General features: G+C 61.8%; 12 protein-coding genes, 1 tRNA gene and 3 pseudogenes. 7 read left to right on the top strand and 9 right to left on the bottom strand.

Annotation, left to right across the window (positions count from 1 at the left end):
- Window positions 1–3 precede the first annotated feature (3 nt).
- The 3 genes from ACYP5B_RS46660 to ACYP5B_RS46650 are packed head-to-tail and all read right to left on the bottom strand — an operon-like array spanning window position 4 to window position 4,429.
- Window positions 4–1,542: an ABC transporter substrate-binding protein gene (locus tag ACYP5B_RS46660; protein WP_459376877.1), complete on the bottom strand. Its 1,539-nt coding sequence runs from the start codon at window positions 1,540–1,542 to the stop codon at window positions 4–6.
- Complete coding sequence (locus ACYP5B_RS46655) at window positions 1,539–3,128, bottom strand: FAD-dependent oxidoreductase (RefSeq protein WP_459376876.1); 1,590 nt, start codon at window positions 3,126–3,128, stop codon at window positions 1,539–1,541. The genes ACYP5B_RS46660 and ACYP5B_RS46655 overlap by 4 nt, the downstream gene beginning before the upstream one ends.
- On the bottom strand, window positions 3,125–4,429 hold the full coding sequence (locus ACYP5B_RS46650; RefSeq protein WP_459574099.1) for an acyl-CoA dehydrogenase family protein: 1,305 nt from the start codon (window positions 4,427–4,429) through the stop codon (window positions 3,125–3,127). The genes ACYP5B_RS46655 and ACYP5B_RS46650 overlap by 4 nt, the downstream gene beginning before the upstream one ends.
- Before the next feature lie 296 nt (window positions 4,430–4,725).
- Between ACYP5B_RS46650 and ACYP5B_RS46645 the strand changes: the two genes are divergently transcribed.
- From ACYP5B_RS46645 to ACYP5B_RS46635, 3 genes are read left to right on the top strand one after another with little or no spacing between them, the layout of a single operon-like run.
- A complete protein-coding gene (locus ACYP5B_RS46645; protein WP_459574097.1) occupies window positions 4,726–6,129 on the top strand; it encodes an LLM class flavin-dependent oxidoreductase in 1,404 nt (467 codons plus the stop codon).
- A gap of 41 nt (window positions 6,130–6,170) precedes the next feature.
- Window positions 6,171–7,613, top strand: coding sequence for an LLM class flavin-dependent oxidoreductase (locus ACYP5B_RS46640; RefSeq protein ID WP_459376873.1), 1,443 nt, complete (start codon window positions 6,171–6,173; stop codon window positions 7,611–7,613).
- Window positions 7,614–7,631: 18 nt separating this feature from the next.
- A complete protein-coding gene (locus ACYP5B_RS46635; RefSeq protein WP_459376872.1) occupies window positions 7,632–8,405 on the top strand; it encodes an FAD/NAD(P)-binding protein in 774 nt (257 codons plus the stop codon).
- A gap of 225 nt (window positions 8,406–8,630) precedes the next feature.
- On the opposite strand, the gene ACYP5B_RS46630 is transcribed toward ACYP5B_RS46635, so the two are convergent.
- The gene (locus tag ACYP5B_RS46630) at window positions 8,631–8,783 is read right to left on the bottom strand and encodes a hypothetical protein (RefSeq protein ID WP_459376871.1); all 153 of its coding nucleotides are present in this window, start codon (window positions 8,781–8,783) and stop codon (window positions 8,631–8,633) included.
- A 187-nt stretch (window positions 8,784–8,970) separates the two neighbouring features.
- A pseudogene (locus tag ACYP5B_RS46625) lies at window positions 8,971–9,240 on the bottom strand (IS110 family transposase); the annotation flags it as partial.
- 584 nt (window positions 9,241–9,824) lie between these two features.
- On the opposite strand from ACYP5B_RS46625, the gene ACYP5B_RS46620 reads away from it, so the two are divergent.
- The 3 genes and pseudogenes from ACYP5B_RS46620 to ACYP5B_RS46610 all read left to right on the top strand — a co-directional run.
- Window positions 9,825–9,920: transfer RNA gene (locus ACYP5B_RS46620), tRNA-OTHER, on the top strand.
- Between the two features lie 224 nt (window positions 9,921–10,144).
- Window positions 10,145–10,381: pseudogene (locus tag ACYP5B_RS46615) on the top strand (hypothetical protein); the annotation flags it as partial.
- 139 nt (window positions 10,382–10,520) lie between these two features.
- Window positions 10,521–10,911 (top strand): annotated as a pseudogene (locus ACYP5B_RS46610) (transposase); the annotation flags it as partial.
- 93 nt (window positions 10,912–11,004) lie between these two features.
- On the opposite strand, the gene ACYP5B_RS46605 reads toward ACYP5B_RS46610, so the two are convergent.
- Complete coding sequence (locus tag ACYP5B_RS46605) at window positions 11,005–11,091, bottom strand: hypothetical protein (RefSeq protein WP_459377442.1); 87 nt, start codon at window positions 11,089–11,091, stop codon at window positions 11,005–11,007.
- 75 nt (window positions 11,092–11,166) lie between these two features.
- Window positions 11,167–12,510, bottom strand: coding sequence for an aspartate aminotransferase family protein (locus ACYP5B_RS46600; protein WP_459376869.1), 1,344 nt, complete (start codon window positions 12,508–12,510; stop codon window positions 11,167–11,169).
- A gap of 264 nt (window positions 12,511–12,774) precedes the next feature.
- On the opposite strand from ACYP5B_RS46600, the gene ACYP5B_RS46595 reads away from it, so the two are divergent.
- Complete coding sequence (locus ACYP5B_RS46595) at window positions 12,775–13,668, top strand: MurR/RpiR family transcriptional regulator (protein WP_459376868.1); 894 nt, start codon at window positions 12,775–12,777, stop codon at window positions 13,666–13,668.
- A 310-nt stretch (window positions 13,669–13,978) separates the two neighbouring features.
- Here the strand turns inward: ACYP5B_RS46595 and ACYP5B_RS46590 are convergent, their stop codons facing one another.
- Together ACYP5B_RS46590 and ACYP5B_RS46585 are read right to left on the bottom strand one after the other, a co-directional pair.
- Window positions 13,979–14,878, bottom strand: a complete 900-nt coding sequence (locus ACYP5B_RS46590) for a glutamate/aspartate ABC transporter substrate-binding protein (RefSeq protein WP_459574252.1) — start codon at window positions 14,876–14,878, stop codon at window positions 13,979–13,981.
- A gap of 361 nt (window positions 14,879–15,239) precedes the next feature.
- On the bottom strand, window positions 15,240–15,575 hold the full coding sequence (locus tag ACYP5B_RS46585; RefSeq protein ID WP_459376867.1) for a type 2 periplasmic-binding domain-containing protein: 336 nt from the start codon (window positions 15,573–15,575) through the stop codon (window positions 15,240–15,242).
- Between the last annotated feature and the right edge of the window lie 230 nt (window positions 15,576–15,805).

Raw genomic sequence — 15,805 nt, 5'->3', positions numbered from 1 at the left:
ACATCATTTCCAGGCTACCTGTCGGAAGTTGAGACTCCAGCCTGCAATCTGCGGCTGCCACTGCAAGGCGGAATCGGTCACGTAGTTCAGTTGCGGCTCGGCGATCAACACCGCCTCCCCGTCATCGCGGGCCAGCTTGAGCAACTGGTTGAAGGTCTCCGTGCGCTGTTTCGGATCGTTGACGCCGTCCACCTTCTCGATCAGCGCTTGCACGGCCGGGTTGTCGTAGTCCGCCCACGTACCGTCCTTGGCCATGGAGCCCCCAACCACGTGGATGGGGTCGTAAATAGCATTACCGAAGTGCGACAGGAACAACGGACCGCTCTGGTGCGTATTGTTCAGCCGATTGGATGCCGTGGAGTCGATCAGGCGGATCTGCGTCTTCACGCCCACCTGCGCCCAATAGCTGGCAATCGCCTCGCAGAACGCGCGCTCGAACGTCGGCGTGGTGCACATCAGGCTGGTGGAGAAGCCCTGCGGAAAGCCTGCCTCCGACAGAAGCTTGCGCGCCAGGACAGGGTCGTACTTGAACGACTGCAGGCCCTTGTTCGGATCCGACGGATAGCTGTCGGGAATGTGCGAACGCAACGGCGCCGCGCGGCCGCGGTACACGCTCTTGATCAGCGCCTCCTTGTCGATCGCGTAGTTCAATGCCAGGCGCACCTGGGGCTTGCCGAGCGGCGTCTTGGGATCGTTCGCGTAGATGCGGACGTAGACGGGGCTGCCACCCGGGACCGACACCGCGTGCAGCCCGGGAATACCCTGCAGGCGCTCCACCTCGGTGGGCGCGATCTCGGCCGCCAGATCCACCTCGCCGGCCAGAAGTGCATTCACACGGCTGCTGGCTTCAGGAACGAAGCGGAGAACGATCTTGTCGACCTTCGGCGCGGTGCCCCAGAACTGCGCAAAGCGCTGCAATTCGAGGGACTGCCCGATCTGGTGGGAAACGATCCGGTAAGGACCGGTGCCGACAGGCTGGCGCGCGAACGCTTCGGGCGCGCCTAGGCCGCGCGTATACACTTCGGGAACGATATAGAGATAGCCGGCCACCTTGTTCAGGAAGGCGCCATCCTTCTTGTGCAGGCGGATCACCACAGTACGGTCGTCCGGGGACAGCACGCTTTCCACCACGTTGACGAAGAACGGGCGCCGCGTGCTCTTCGTCAACGGGTCCAGAATCCGGTCAAGCGAGTACTTCACGTCGCGCGCCGTCATGCTGTCGCCGTTGTGGAACTTCACGCCCTTGCGGATGGTGAACGTGAAGACCAAGCCGTCGTCGCTGATCTTGTATGCCGTGGCCAGGCGCGGCTCGAGATTGCCTTTGACATCGAAGCCATAGAGCGTGTCGAACACGTTCCAGGCGTACTTGGCCGAATCGATGCTGGCCGCCACCTGGGGATCAAGGCTGCCGGGCCCGGAGGCGAGAGCCACCACCAGCGTCTGCTTGTCGACCGCGGGCTTGCCGCCCAACGCGTGGGCCTGCGCCGCGGCAAGCATCATCGCCGCAGCGACGATGCCGGTGATCTGGAAGACTGCCTTCATGAAACGGGTTCCTCTCTTGGTTTGGATATTGGGTTCATGCCGGGATCGTTGCGTGCCGCACGGCCGCGCGACACCGCGTGCCGGGCTGCCACGCGCCCGCCGACAATGCATTCCGCCAGGTTGCCGCCTGCCATGTAGATGTGGCCGAACGCACTGCCGAGCTCACCGACCGCATACAGTCCCTCAATGACGCGGTCTTCCACATCCAGCACGCGCTGATGGGCGTCGTGCACGGGCCCGCCCTGGGTGTTGATCACGAGCGGCCACACCTGGGCGGCGTAAAACGGCGCGCGCGCAACGCGATGCATGGTGGACGACCGCCGGCCATGGTCCGCGTCATGCCCGGCATCGCAAGCCGTATTCCACTGTTGCACCGTGTGCTCCAGCGCTTGTTCGGGTACACCGGCCTGTTGCGCCAGCTCGGCCAGCGAGTCGGCCTGACGGAAAATGCCCAGGTCCAGCTCCCTTCGGTTGTCCTCACTCCACTGGAAGTCCAGCGTGGCGTCGTGTGCGACGAGCCGGCCGAGCTTGTACATGGAGAACCCGTCGGCATCAACCACCATCCACGCCGGCAAACGCGTATTGCGCCCGTGGTTGCCGTCCAGGTGGGAGAAGTGCCTCACGCCGGTGTCGCCGGGATAGGGCTCGTACTCGTTCGCGAAGCGTCGGCCGAGCTGGTCCACGAGGATCCACGGCATCACGGGCAGGCCGCCGTCGGCATGCCCGGGCGTCCACATCGGGAAATTCTTCGGGTACAGGCCGTAAGGGAAGGTGGGATCGGGATGGCGGAATCCATACGGACCGTGAAAATGCCACATGTGCCAGAGGTCGGCACCAAGCGCCTGGGCCATGCGGATACCGTCACCGGTATTGCCCAGGAAGCTCCCGTTGAGCACAACGGCCGGCTCCAGCCACGCGTCCTGCATCTCCACGTTTGCCTCGAAGCCACCGCACGCAAGGACCACGCCTTGCCGAGCACGCACGATGATGCGGCCCTGCCCGTCCTCCAGTTCCGCGCCCCGCACGACGCCGCCATCGTCACTCCCGTCGCGCAGGAGCCGCGCCACGCGCGTCGACGTCAGCACGGACACCGGCCTGCGCTCCACATGCGCCTGGAGCAAGCCGAAGAACCGGGCCCCCGACGGTGAGACATTGCGGACCTTCTCGGGAATCGCGCAGTCGAATTCGAGTTCGGCGGGCAGCGCCTGCACTTCAACATAGCCCAGCGCATCAAATCCTTCGAACGGGTAGTTGCCCGCCGCCGGGCGAATCACCAGGCGCGCGCCGACGTCGTCAGCCAATGACTGCATCCACGCTGGAAAGTCGCGCATGCCACCGGCAAGTACCTGCAGCACATCGTCAGGCGTACGGTTTCCGCAGGTGGTACGCAGATAGGCCAGTGCCGCATCGGCGTCAAACGCCATGCGTGCCCCGCCTGCCGACACCACGGACAAACCGCCCGGCCATGCCGTCTTCTCGACCAGCAGTACGTCCGCGCCGGCATCCGCCGCCTCGATCGCCGCGGCCGCGCCAGCCGCGCCATAGCCCACGACCAGCACGTCGCATGCCCGATTGCGCGTGCTCATCGCTGTCGCGTGGAATCGAACGTCTGGCCCAGTGCAGCCGCGCCGATGGTCTGGTGTGTGCGGTCGTGCCCCACATGGAGGATGTGCGTCTGCAGGTCGCGGATCAGCCGTCCAAGCGGATGCGAATCGAACAGCGCGCTGGAGCCAGTCAGGCGGCCGAGCCTCTCCGCAGCCAGCGTCGCCGCCTGGGCGCACGAAGATTTTGCCGCCATCGAGGCCAGTTCGGCCTTCAGGACATCGCCACTACGCCAGACGCCGATGGCGTGATCCAGCGATGCCGCCGCGGCCTGCAGCGCCACCTGGACTTCCCCAACATGCGCCTGGACGAAGGGATCAGCAATTCGCTCTGGAAACTGACGCAGCCATGCGAGCGACCAGTTCAAGATGCCTTCGCCCGTGCCGAGGTAGTTGGCGGCGAACCCCAGATGAAAGCGCCCCTGCCAACGGCCGCGAATATACTCGCCTGGTTTGCCGAGTACATGCGTGGCGGGAATGCGCACGTGATCGAGGCAAATGCGCGGGCTTTCGGCCACCCGCATGCCGCTGGGCTGGTACCAGCCGTTCTCCTGCGATACACCCGGCATGCCCGGTTCGACGATCACCATCTGGTGGTTCGCCGCCATGCCGTCGATGCCCGCCAGCGAAGAGAACACGATGCCATAACCGCGTTCCACGCCATTGGTCGCATATTGCTTGCGGCCGTCCACGCGCAGGCCACCTTCTTGCGCCGTCGCGATGGTCTGGAACCCCGACCCGCCGGGCTGCAAGCCGGCCTCGCTGCCCATGAACGAGAAAAGGGACAGCCGGTTCTGCAACGGCCGAAGGAACAGGTCGTGCTGCTCCGGTGTGCCTGCCTCCAGCACCGTCCAGATCGCGTGATTGTGAACCTGCAGGCAATGGGCGGTGCCCGGCGACACGCGTGCCACCGTGCGGATTGCCTGAAGATAGGTAGCGGGATCGTCCGTACCGAGGTGGCTATTGCTGCCGCCCAGCGCCTCCGGCAAGGTCAGTCGCAACCATCCACCTTCGTGCAGTTCCTTCAGGTTCTCGAGCGGAAGGGCCGCGCGCTCATGCAGAGCCCTTTCGCGCGGTGCGAAACGTTCCTGCGCGAGCCTTCTCAGCGTGGTCAGGTCTCGGCGGCCCTGATTTGGCGTTGCACGTTGCGGCGCGACATCCTGTTCATGCGAAGAGACGGCATCGATTTCGAGTACTGCGGACATGGTGGGAGCATTCCTCTTCAATGCATTGCCCGCGCAACGGTCCTGATGCGCGGGCGGGCCGAGGCCGCCACCTGTTTGCATGTGACACGACGGACAACTATGTGATTACATGACGGTCCAGGCCGCCCCAGCGAAGCAGCGCTCGATTGGGAGCCGGTCAGCGAGACACATAGTGTGACCGGCACCACAAGTGCGGCAACGACTCATTTCGCATATCCAACATATGCTGAAATCGGTATCGATATGCCAAATTCGTGCTTAGCCGGCCGGCCGGTATTGATTACCCTTGAACGGTCTCGAGCACCCCGCCTTACCTGGCCAACTCCTCATCCGGCCGGCGTTAGCGCGCCCGACCCGATCGACCTCACTCCCGCCTCATGACCAAGGAAATCCGACTCAACACGTTCGCGCTGGCTGCCCCGTCCCATCTGTCGATGGGGTTGTGGCGGCATCCTCGCGACCGCTCGCTCCAGTACAACCAGCTTTCCTACTGGACCGATCTCGCACGCATTAGCGAGCAGGGAAAGTTCGACGCGGTGTTCCTGGCCGACGGCATCAGCCTCTACGATGTGTACAAGGGCAGCCCGGACACCGCCATCCGCCATGCCGTGCAGTTTCCTCGGCTCGATCCCATCCTGCTCGTCTCGGCCATGGCCCATGTGACAAAGCATGTCGGCTTCGGCATCACGAGCAGCGTCTCCTACGAGCCCCCGTACCTCTTCGCACGCCGCATGAGCACCCTGGACCATGTCACGGATGGGCGCGTGGGCTGGAACATCGTCACCAGTTTTGGCGACAGCGGCACCAAGGCGCTCAACGGCCAGGCGGCCCGCGCCCATGACGACCGCTACGACGTGGCCGACGAATACATGTCGCTGGTCTACCAGTATTGGGAAGGCAGCTGGGAGGATGACGCCGTGTTGCGTGACAAGGAACAGGGCATATTTGCCGATCCCGCGCGCATCCACACCGTGAATCACGAAGGCGAGTTCTTTCGGAGCGAAGGCATTCACATCTGCGAGCCATCGCCGCAGCGCACACCGCTGCTGTTCCAGGCCGGCACCTCGGCGCGCGGCAAGGCGTTCGCCGCCCGGCATGCCGAATGTGTGTCTATTTCCGCACCCAGCAAGAAGGTTGTGAAGGATGCCGTGGACGACCTGCGCCAGCGTGCCGTGCAGGCCGGACGGCCCGCCGATAGCATTAAGGTCTTCCTTTCGCTCACGGCGATTCCCGCCGCCACGGACACGCTCGCACAAGCGAAATTTCGGGACTACCTGCAGTACGCATCCACCGAAGGCGCGGCGGCCCTGTTCTCGCGCTGGGCGGGGATCGACCTCTCGAAATACAGCCTTGACGACCCGATCGAGTACGTCGAATCGAACCACATGCAGTCGGTCATCAACAACTACACGCGTGCTGACCCTGACCGGGTCTGGACGTTCCGCGAGATCCTCGAACGCGTGGCCATCGGCGGGGGCAGCGCCAGTCTGCTGGTGGGCTCCCCCGCCACCATCGCGGATCAGATGCAGGCGTGGGTGGACGAGACAGGCATCGACGGATTCAACCTCGGCTACGCCGTCGCCCACGAAAGCTTCCAGGACTTTGTCGACCTAGTGGTGCCCGAGTTGCAGCGCCGCGGCGTCTACAAGCGCGACTACGCGCCCGGCACGCTCCGGGAAAAGCTCTACGGCGAAGGACTCGCCCGTCTGCCGGCATCGCATCCGGCTGCGCAGGCACGTCATGGCCATCAGCCAGCGGTCTCCGCACTGCCGGTGGCATGACCCTGGCCGACGCTCCCTCAACTTTAGCAAGGCAACGTACCGTGCCAAAAGAAATTCGCATCAACGCCTTTGTCACCTTTGCCCCGAGCCATCTCTCGCCGGGTCTCTGGAAGCATCCGCGCGACAAATCCCTGCAGTACAACACGCTGTCCTACTGGACGGAACTGGCCCGGATCGCAGAGCGAGGGCTGTACGACGCGCTGTTCTGGGCCGACGGCATCAGCACCTACAGCGTCTACGGCGGTTCCCATGCGCCGGCCATCCGCGGCGCGCTGCAGTTTCCACGGCTGGATCCGCTGTTGCTGGTCTCGGCCATGGCGCAAGTCACCACGCATCTGGGTCTTGCGGTCACGAGCAGCACGACCTACGAGCCGCCTTACCAGTTCGCCCGGCGCATGTCCACGCTCGATCACCTCACCAACGGCCGCGTGGGATGGAACATCGTCACCAGCTTCGGAAGCACCGGCACCAAGGCAGTGGGACTGGGCAATTCGCGTGGGCACGACGAGCGCTATGACGTGGCCGACGAATACATGGAGTTGCTTTACAAGCTCTGGGAAGGAAGCTGGGAAGACGATGCAGCGGTGCGCGACAGCGAAGCCCAGGTCTTCGCCGACCCGGACAAGGTCCACGACATCCACCACGACGGCAAGTATTTCCAGATGGAGGGTGTGCACTACAGCGAGCCGTCGCCCCAACGCACCCCGCTGCTCTACCAGGCCGGTGCCTCGGGGCGAGGCAAGGATTTTGCGGCCACCCATGCGGAGTGCGTCTTCATCAGCGCGCCGAGCAAGAAGGTGATCCGCGATACCGTAGACGAAACACGCCGTCGCGTCGCCGAACAGGGTCGTGATCCCGCGTCCGTGTTGTTCTTCATGCTGCTGACCGTCATCGTCGGCCGCACCGAGGAAGAAGCACGCGCCAAGCTCGCCGACATCGAACAGCACGTGAGCCTGGAAGGCGCGCTGGCGCTGTTCTCGCGCTGGACTGGCGTCGACCTTGCCGGCCGCGATATCGGCGAGCCGTTCTCGTATGAGAAAAGCGAGGCAATGCAATCGACCATCGAAGGGTTCACGATCGGCGATCCCGACCGGGCGTGGACGATCGGCGAACTCGCGCGCCACAACGCCATTGGCGGCAAGGGCCCGGTCATCGTGGGATCGCCTGAACAGGTGGCCGACGCGATGCAGGCATGGATCGAGGAAACCGGCGTGGACGGGTTCAACCTCAGCTACACGATCATGCCGGACTCACATACGGACTTCGTCGATCTCGTGGTTCCGGAACTGCAGCGCCGCGGCGTCTACAAGACGGCGTACCAGCCCGGCACGCTGCGCGAAAAGCTCTACGGCCCTGGCCGCGCCAGGGTTGGCGACGACCACGCTGCCGCGCAATACCGCGTGTGGGGCCAGAGGAACGCCGAACCGACCGCAGCCACCGCTGAAGCCATTGCCGATCCCGCCGCGGTCTCCGTGGCTCTCTGAACGCACCTGTTTTATCCCATGAGCACCTATCCCGTACCCCGCATCGCCATTGTCGGGGGCGGCTTTGCCGGTATCGCCGTAGCCTTGCGCCTGTTGCGCCAGTCGACGGTATCACTGCATATCCAGCTCATCGACCCCGCCGGCACACCGGGTCTCGGCGTGGCCTACAGCACCGCGCTGGATCACCATCTTATCAACGGAGTGAGCAAGGCGATCAGCCTGTTCGATGAGGAGCCGACCCATTTCACCGACTGGCTCGCGCGTCAGGCGCAGGCAGGTGGCTGGGCGCCGCCCGAAGGCGTTCCCCTCGCGGACAGTCTTCCGCCGCGCCGGCTCTACGGTGTCTACCTGCAGGAAACCTGGTCGGCCACGCTGGTCCAGCTGCGCCCTGGCGTGTCGCTCGAGCATGTGCGGGCCCGCGCCACCGGCCTGCAGGCCACCGGCTCCGGCTATGCGCTGACGCTCTCCAACGGGCAGCGCCTGCTCGCGGACAAGGTCGTGCTCGCCACGGGGCTGATGTACCGTCGCGCCGACCACCTGCCCTTCCCTGTCAGCGAAGCCGTCCTGCAATCGCCTCGCTACGTGGCCGACCAGTGGGCGCCGAGCGCCTGGGACGGCGTCGAGCGTGATGACCGTATCGTGTATCTCGGCTCAGGCCTGAGCGCCCTTGACGGCCTGATCTCGGCCGAACACGCCGGATTCCGCGGGCGTTGCGATCCGCGGATGCTACGCAGTCATCGTGAATTTTTGATGACTCTTAATGGAGGCCGCGCCAAACCGGGGGCCGATTAAGCGGCAAAGCATTGGCCTTGTTCTCCGGCGATGGAGGGATACCATCGTTCAACGTAAGACCGTAGTTGGTTATTGAGCACGGTAGTCCGGATTTGCAGCAGGTTGTGCGCGTGCCGAGGCCGCCACGCCATCTGCTGCCGTTGACGAATCGCTTGCTGACCACCTGGTTGACGGCTGACTCGACAAAACCTGATGCAATGGGCTCCCCATGCCGATAGCGGTCACCTAGTTCACGATGAAGTGCCGATTGTTTTCGAGGTAGGCAATGAACTCCTCGAGCTTGCCAAGGAGTTTGGCTTCCTCGGGGCTTGCCTCAGCTTCCAGATCGCAGCCCAGGCTTTCCAGTCGGCGCAACGCCGGTTGGGGCAGCCGTGCCACAGGTGCCACTTGGCGCCATGCAGCGCTTTGATCAAGGCAGCGTTGCTAGGACCGTCGCAGTGTGCCGGCCTGCCCTTGTTCATCTGTTCGAGGTTCTGCACCCGCAAGGCGATGTGAAACCAATCGAGGATGCACTCACCGCGATCACCAAGCCGAACTGGGTCGACTGTACGGTATCCCCGCCGTCGATGCACCGGCTGGCCCAGCTCGGTAGGGATTCCAGGTGCGCCCCGATCTCTCTTCGTCGTCGGTCGGGCTTCTGTGGCAAGACGACGTCAAATTCTGCTAGCCACCCACGGAGCCGGTTGTAGCACGCGGTGCACTCCTCGACAAAGCCCTGGCGGGTGCGATGCAAGCAGAGGATGGCTTGCTGGTGTTCGTCCTTGATCGGTACAAAGCGCATGTTGGCGCAGGGCACCGCCCCACAGATCGCCGCCGCATCGGCTGCATCGTTTCGATACACTGAGCTTTCTTTGCGACGCTCGGGAAGCGCCGAGGCGGTAGTCCGTTGTCGCGCGCACTGGCCTCGCAACGGTGGCGACGTCGCCGCCTATCCGCGAATCGAGTCCGCCACGGCCGTAATCGCAGATAACTGGGATCTCCCCAGCGGGGCGTGGCTGCGACGTGCGCGTTCCAGACAAGCACCGTTCCACATGATGCGCGATCGGTTCAATGCCGGGTCGCCGAGGCTGCAACCGGCAAGGACGACGTCGGCGCCACGGTCGATGCCGACCCAGCCGCGCTAGAAGGTTACCAGTTGTAGGGCGCAATTCCTCGATCCGGTTAATCGGATGCGGTCCCGGAGGGGAGCACTGCGTCCGCTGCGCAGCAACAATCGCGATTGACACGGAGAGTCATATCAGCTGTTCGATGAAGGTATCAGCGGTGGCTGGCAGGCCCAACAGCCCGAGATACTTGGGACGGTCGCGCTCCCACTCCGTGCCAGGGATGAGCATTTGTTCACCATCACGAAAGCGCATCAAATGGTCATGGCGCGCCACAGCAGGTAAGGATCCCCGTCCCGCCTGAATGGATCCGACAGGAAGGCATCCGTATCCGGTGGTACAGTCGGACTTCAACCCAAGCTGCGGGCGACAGCGGCTCTCAAGTGGGTTCGACTCCCGCTGCCGTCCGCCATCGCTCTCGTCCTATCCGCAGGCGCCCTCAGGCATTTTCATGTCACGTGCCGGCCCGGCATCAGTCCCGCATATTCCTTCCCCAGGTGCTGCGATCGCCAGTTTGGGATTTGATGGCTAGGCGGTCAAAGCGAATGCGCGATCGCTTGACCTTGTGCAGCCAGGCGATGGTGCGCTCGATCGATCGGGCGGTGCTCAACGGCATTTTCTTCGTCCTTCAGTCCGGCATTCGGCGTTTGGGACCATCTCCACGAAGTGTTGTTGGCCAAGTTACTTGCGGCGGACCGCATCGATTGGTCACGTGTCATAGTCGATTCCTCGCGACCACTGCCCAAGCCAAGCATCGTCCAGGGTGATCGTGGATACGACCACGACAAGTATCGCCAGCCGCTGCATGCCAACGGCATCAGCACCGAGATTGCTCGCCGCGGCGAGCCGCATGGCAGCGGCCTTGGCAAAACCGCTCGGTCGTCCGTCGTCGAGTATTGGTTTAGCCATGTCCTTTGCGCGAGGAAAACAACGCAAAGGATCGGGATCCGGGGATAGCCAAGCCGCGCCAAAGTGGAGCTGTCGAGTGCAACCACCTACGGGAGGAGCCGAAATGAAGCTTATCGTAATCGGCATGGATATTGCCAAGCACGTCGTCCAACTGCATGCGGTCAACCCGTACACGGGCGAAATCGAGTACATAAAACTCAGGCGAAGCCAGCTTCTCGAGTTTTTTGGGAGGAGGGAACGCTCGCCGGTGGCGATTGAGGCCTGTGGCGGAGCACACCACTGGGCGCGACAAGTGCAGCACCTCGGACACGACGTCATGCTCATCTGCGCATGCTCAGTGCAGTCCATTCGTGTTGCGTAACAAGACGGACGCCGCCGACGCTCGCGCCATCTGGGCGGCAGTCCAGCAATCCGAGGCACAGTTTGTTGCGATCAAGAGCGAAGCGCAACAAGCCATTCTTGCGCTGCACCGCTTGCGCGCACAACTGATTCGTCGCCAACAGCCCTGCGCGCTGCGGCGACCGCCGGCTGGTAATCCGCCACTTCCAGCCTATACGTGTTGTCGGCTTTGCGCACATGCAGGTGAATCATTGCGCCCCGGACTCCAAGCATTCCTTGGCGCACAAAGCGAGTTCTGCCGGCTCAATCGGCAATCGCGGATGGTCCACTTGCATCTTGCTGGCCCCGTTCGGCGCAACAGCTAGCGCATAGGGTGTGCGACCACTATGACTGGTTACGCTGCTGTGCCCTCAAATCAATGAGGAACAGCTGGACGGAAGCACGATTCCGACCGACTTGGCGAACAGTTCGACAATCCGATCGATGTCCGGCTCGGTGCAGATGAACGGTGGTGCGAACAGCACGTGATCACCGCGCACGCCATCGACGGTCCCACCCATGGGGTAGATAAGAAGGCCGTTCTGCATTGCGGTGGACTTCAGCTTGGCATGTACCTTTATGGCCGGATCCAACGTCGCCTTGGTGGCCCGGTCTGCCACGAACTCCACGCCGACAAACAAGCCACGACCACGGATATCGCCGACATTCGGATGATCTCCGACTGCTTCGCGCAGCCGCGCGCGCAACTGCTCACCACGCGCCTGCACGTTGGCCAACAGGCCTTCCTCGGCGATAGTGCGCTGCACCGCCAGTGCGGCCGCGCAAGCCGTGGCGTGTCCGATATAGGTATGGCCATGCTGGAAGAAGCCGCTGCCGGCCACAATCGTGTCGTAGATGCGACTAGTCGAAATCATGGCACCGATCGGCTGATACCCGGCACCCAGCCCCTTGGCGATGGTCACGATGTCCGGAACCACACCGTCTTCCTCGCAGGCGAACAGATAGCCGGTGCGGCCCATGCCAGACATCACCTCATCTAGGATTAGCAGTACCCCGTACTTGTCGCATACTGCGCGGACTCGCTTGAGGTAGTCGGCCACCGGAGGCAACGCCCCGGCAGTTGCGCCAACCACTGTTTCCGCTACAAAGGCCGCCACGCTTTCCGGCCCCAATTCCAGAATTTTTGCCTCCAGTTCGTCCGCCAGACGCTGCGCATACTGCATGTCGGATTCATCTGCCGCCTGGTCGCGATAAGCGTAGCAAGGGGAAACATGGTGTGCAGGCACCAATAGTGGCAAGAACGGCTCCCGTCGCCAGGCATTGCCGCCAATCGCCAACGCGCCAAGGGTGTTGCCGTGATAGCTCTGTCGACGAGCGATGAAATGCCGGCGCTCGCTCTGCCCAATCTCAACGAAGTACTGGCGCGCGATCTTTAGTGCGGCCTCGACCGCTTCGGAGCCACCGGAAACAAAGTAGACGTGATTCAGGTCACCAGGTGCCGCCTGCACTAGAGTATCCGCCAACGTTTCAGATACTTCCGTCGTAAAGAATGAAGTGTGCGCGTAGGCAATTGTATCGACCTGTTGCTTGATGGCCTCGATCACACGGGGATGACCATGACCCAGGCAAGATACCGCCGCGCCCCCCGAAGCGTCGATATAGCGCTGCCCTTTGCTATCAATGAGCTCAATGCCCTCGCCGGCAACTGCAACGGCAAGGGTATGGCGAGGATTTCGATGAAAGACTTTGGTCATGATGTTGTGTTCAAGAACCGTTTGAAGAATCTAGCTTGGCGCTCAAACGCCACCGCATGCCCTTGGGAGGCGCGATATTTGTGCTTACCTTCCCGACCCACGAAGTATAAGAATCCGCTACCCACTACGCAACATTTGATTCCTTTATTCGTCTGGAGATATACCCGATTCACAACCAGTTTCCGCCCCACGGGCTACACGCCCGCGTGCAGCCGTCAGTTAATTGTGCAACAATCGTTACATACACCCTAACAGGAATTGACGATGACAACGGGAAACCTCGCACCACCGCAGAACCTCGACGAGCTGCTGAAGCATCTGAGAGAGAGCTACGCGACGCTCAGTACCCAGTTCCAAGGCGGCGCCCGCTATCTTCTCGACCATCCGCAGGAGATCCCGCTCCTCTCGATGCGCAAGATTGCGGCGGATGCCGGCGTCCAACCGGCGACACTGGTGCGCCTTGCCCAGTTCCTAGGCTTCGAGGGATGGCAGGGCCTGCGCGAACTCTTTGTTGAGGAAGTTCGCGGCGGTCCACAGCCGTATGCCAAGCGCGCCAAGCAGGTAATGCGCGCTAGTGGTTCGAGCCGGATGCTTGCCGAAATGCTCGAAACGCAACATCAGAATCTGGATTTGGCCGGCGAGAATAACGCGGAATCCATGCCCAAGGCTGTCGATCTACTCAGCGCGGCAGCCAATGTCTATGTCGCGGGCTTCCGCGCCTGCTTTCCGATCGCCTTCACAATCCACTATATCTATCGACTGTTTCGGTCAACGGTACTGCTAATCAGGGGAGATGCGGGCACGCTAGAGATGGAGCTGCGTGCCTTGGCGGCGAAGGACGCCGTGGTTGTAGTGAGCTTTGCCCCTTACTCTACGGAAATTGTCCGAGTGGCCGATGCGGCTCGTGAAGCGGGCTGCCGTGTGATCGCCCTGACCGATAGCACGGTCGCGCCCATAGCGTTGCGAGCCGATTGCACACTGCTATTCTCAATCGATAGTCCCTCATTCTTTCCCTCTATCACTGCCGGCGTGGCCGTGGCCGAAGCCCTAGTTGAGCAACTGCTGGCCAAGAAAGGGAAGGGAGCGATCAAGGCGCTTGAGCATACTGAAGGTCAGTTGCACCAGACCGGCGCCTATGTACCAGCAAGGCGGAGCTGAGCCTCGGATCGAGGCATTAGGCAATACCCCCGTTGTTGAAATCACGGGGACCTGTCTAGGCACTCCGGCAATTTTAGGTTCTCCGATCGAGGTCGGTCGCAGCTGTGTCAGCAAGTCTTGGCATTCGCGGAGCAGTCGCGGAAGGCAGGCCGACCAGCGAGATAGTACCGCTCGCATGACCGCCCCCTTCGCCTGGTAGGGCATCGCCAGGATCCCAAGCTGATCAGCCATACCCCGCTTTTCGGTACAAGGGAAGAGCAAGCCTGCTGCCCACCTCGTATGCCACGCATGCTAGCCTCCGCAGCACAGCTTACTCAAATGCTTCGTCATTCGGCTGCTCATAAGCCCTCTTGACTGCCGCACTCATTGGGAAATCGAAGCTAACGTTCTTCGGGGGGATCGGCTTGCTGAACCATTTGTCGTACATCCTTTGGATCTCACCGCTCTTCATCAGGTTGGTGATGACACCATCGACGAGCTTCTTGAATTCAGGATCGTCACGTCGCATCATGAACCCATAGGCCTCGAACGATTGCGGCGTTCCAACTACAGCCCATTCCGCTGGGTTCGTGGCGAGCGTCTTCGCCCCCGACAGCAGCACATCATCCATCATGAACGCCGCGACGCGGCCAGACTGCAAAATCAGGAATGACTCCCCGTAGTCCTTGGCACTCTGAATGGTGATGTTGGTCTTCTTCTCATCGTTGAGTTTGCGCAGAATCCGCTCCGACGTGGTGCCCGCGTTGGTCACTACCGTCTTGCCGGTGAGATCAGAAAAATCATGAATCGGACTGCCTTTCTTGACCAGTAGTCGGGTACCGGCAACAAAGAATGTTGTAGAAAAGGCCACTTGTTGCTGACGCGACTTCAAATTGGTCGTGACGCCGCATTCGAGATCCACTGTGCCATTCTGAACCAGCGAGATGCGGTTCTGCGACGTGACCGGCACCATGCGGACCTGCAGGTTCTGCGCACCTGTCTGCTTCCTAACTTCGGCGATGACCTTGTCACAGATATCCTGCGAAAAGCCAATGACCTTCTGGTTGCTATCGTAGTAGGAAAAGGGTATTGACGATGTTCGGTGACCGATCGAAATCGTTCCCGATTCCTTGATGCGAGCAAGTGTGGCGCTGTCCGCTGGACCGGCTGCAAACACCAGGCTCGTCTGAAGAACCAGGCTCGCCACGCCGACAACTGAGAGAAGATTCATGGCTTTCATCTGTGTTGCTCCTAGGTGCACTTGGTGAACTTGGTGAACTGGTACGGGAGAACCACCGCAAACTCATAGTAGCCGCACAGAAACATACGATCCATCATGGAAAACCATGAAACAATCGAATCTCAAGGCGAGTGATGTTAGGAAACAATCACACCCGACTTGGCTAGGACGCTCCACTTGGTATATGACCTCAGGCCGGCGCGTACTGCACCGACCCGAGGCGCCGCCACTAGTCCTTGATCTAATCGCAGCTCACTCAGGCAATCCCAGTGCCTCGGAGATCGTGGTGAGTTGCGGATTCATGGGTAAGCCGAGTTGCTCGCCCGTTGGCAACCGACGCGTAAACCAACGCTCATAGATCCACCGGATCTCTCGCGAAACAGCGAGATTCGTGAACGTTCGTTCCACCACGCACGCGAGTTGAGGATCCCCCTTTTCGGTAGACGATCCCATAGGGCTCGTAGGTGAGGAACTCCCCTACGAATGCAAGCCTGCTGCGGTCGGGGGCGTGGGCCAGGAAGCCCCGGAGCAGGACTTCATCGGTGGCGAATGCAGTCACATCCCCGGCGAGAAACAGATCGAAGGCCTGCTTGAGATCGGGTTGGGCGAGCACACGTATCTCAAGGGCCTGATTCTCCGAGAGCCGCCGCAACGCGGCCTCATTGGTAGTCCCCGCACCGACCGACACGGTGCGACGCCTGAGATCCCGATAAGATCGAATCCCATCTGACCTTCGACCAATAGCTTGGTCCCCGTCACAAAGATTCCTGATGAAAATGCGACCTCTCTCTGTCGGACGTGATTGTTAGTACTCGACTCACACTCCGGGTCGATCCTGCCGCCCTTGACTGCCGCGATTCGTTCCTCCGATGAAACATGGCGGAATGGATCCCGATGTCATCACGATCCAGTTCACGA

Source organism: Cupriavidus sp. 8B (assembly GCF_054589115.1).
The sequence above is the reverse complement of the archived record's forward strand: the minus strand, read 5'-3'. Positions and strand labels throughout refer to the sequence as shown.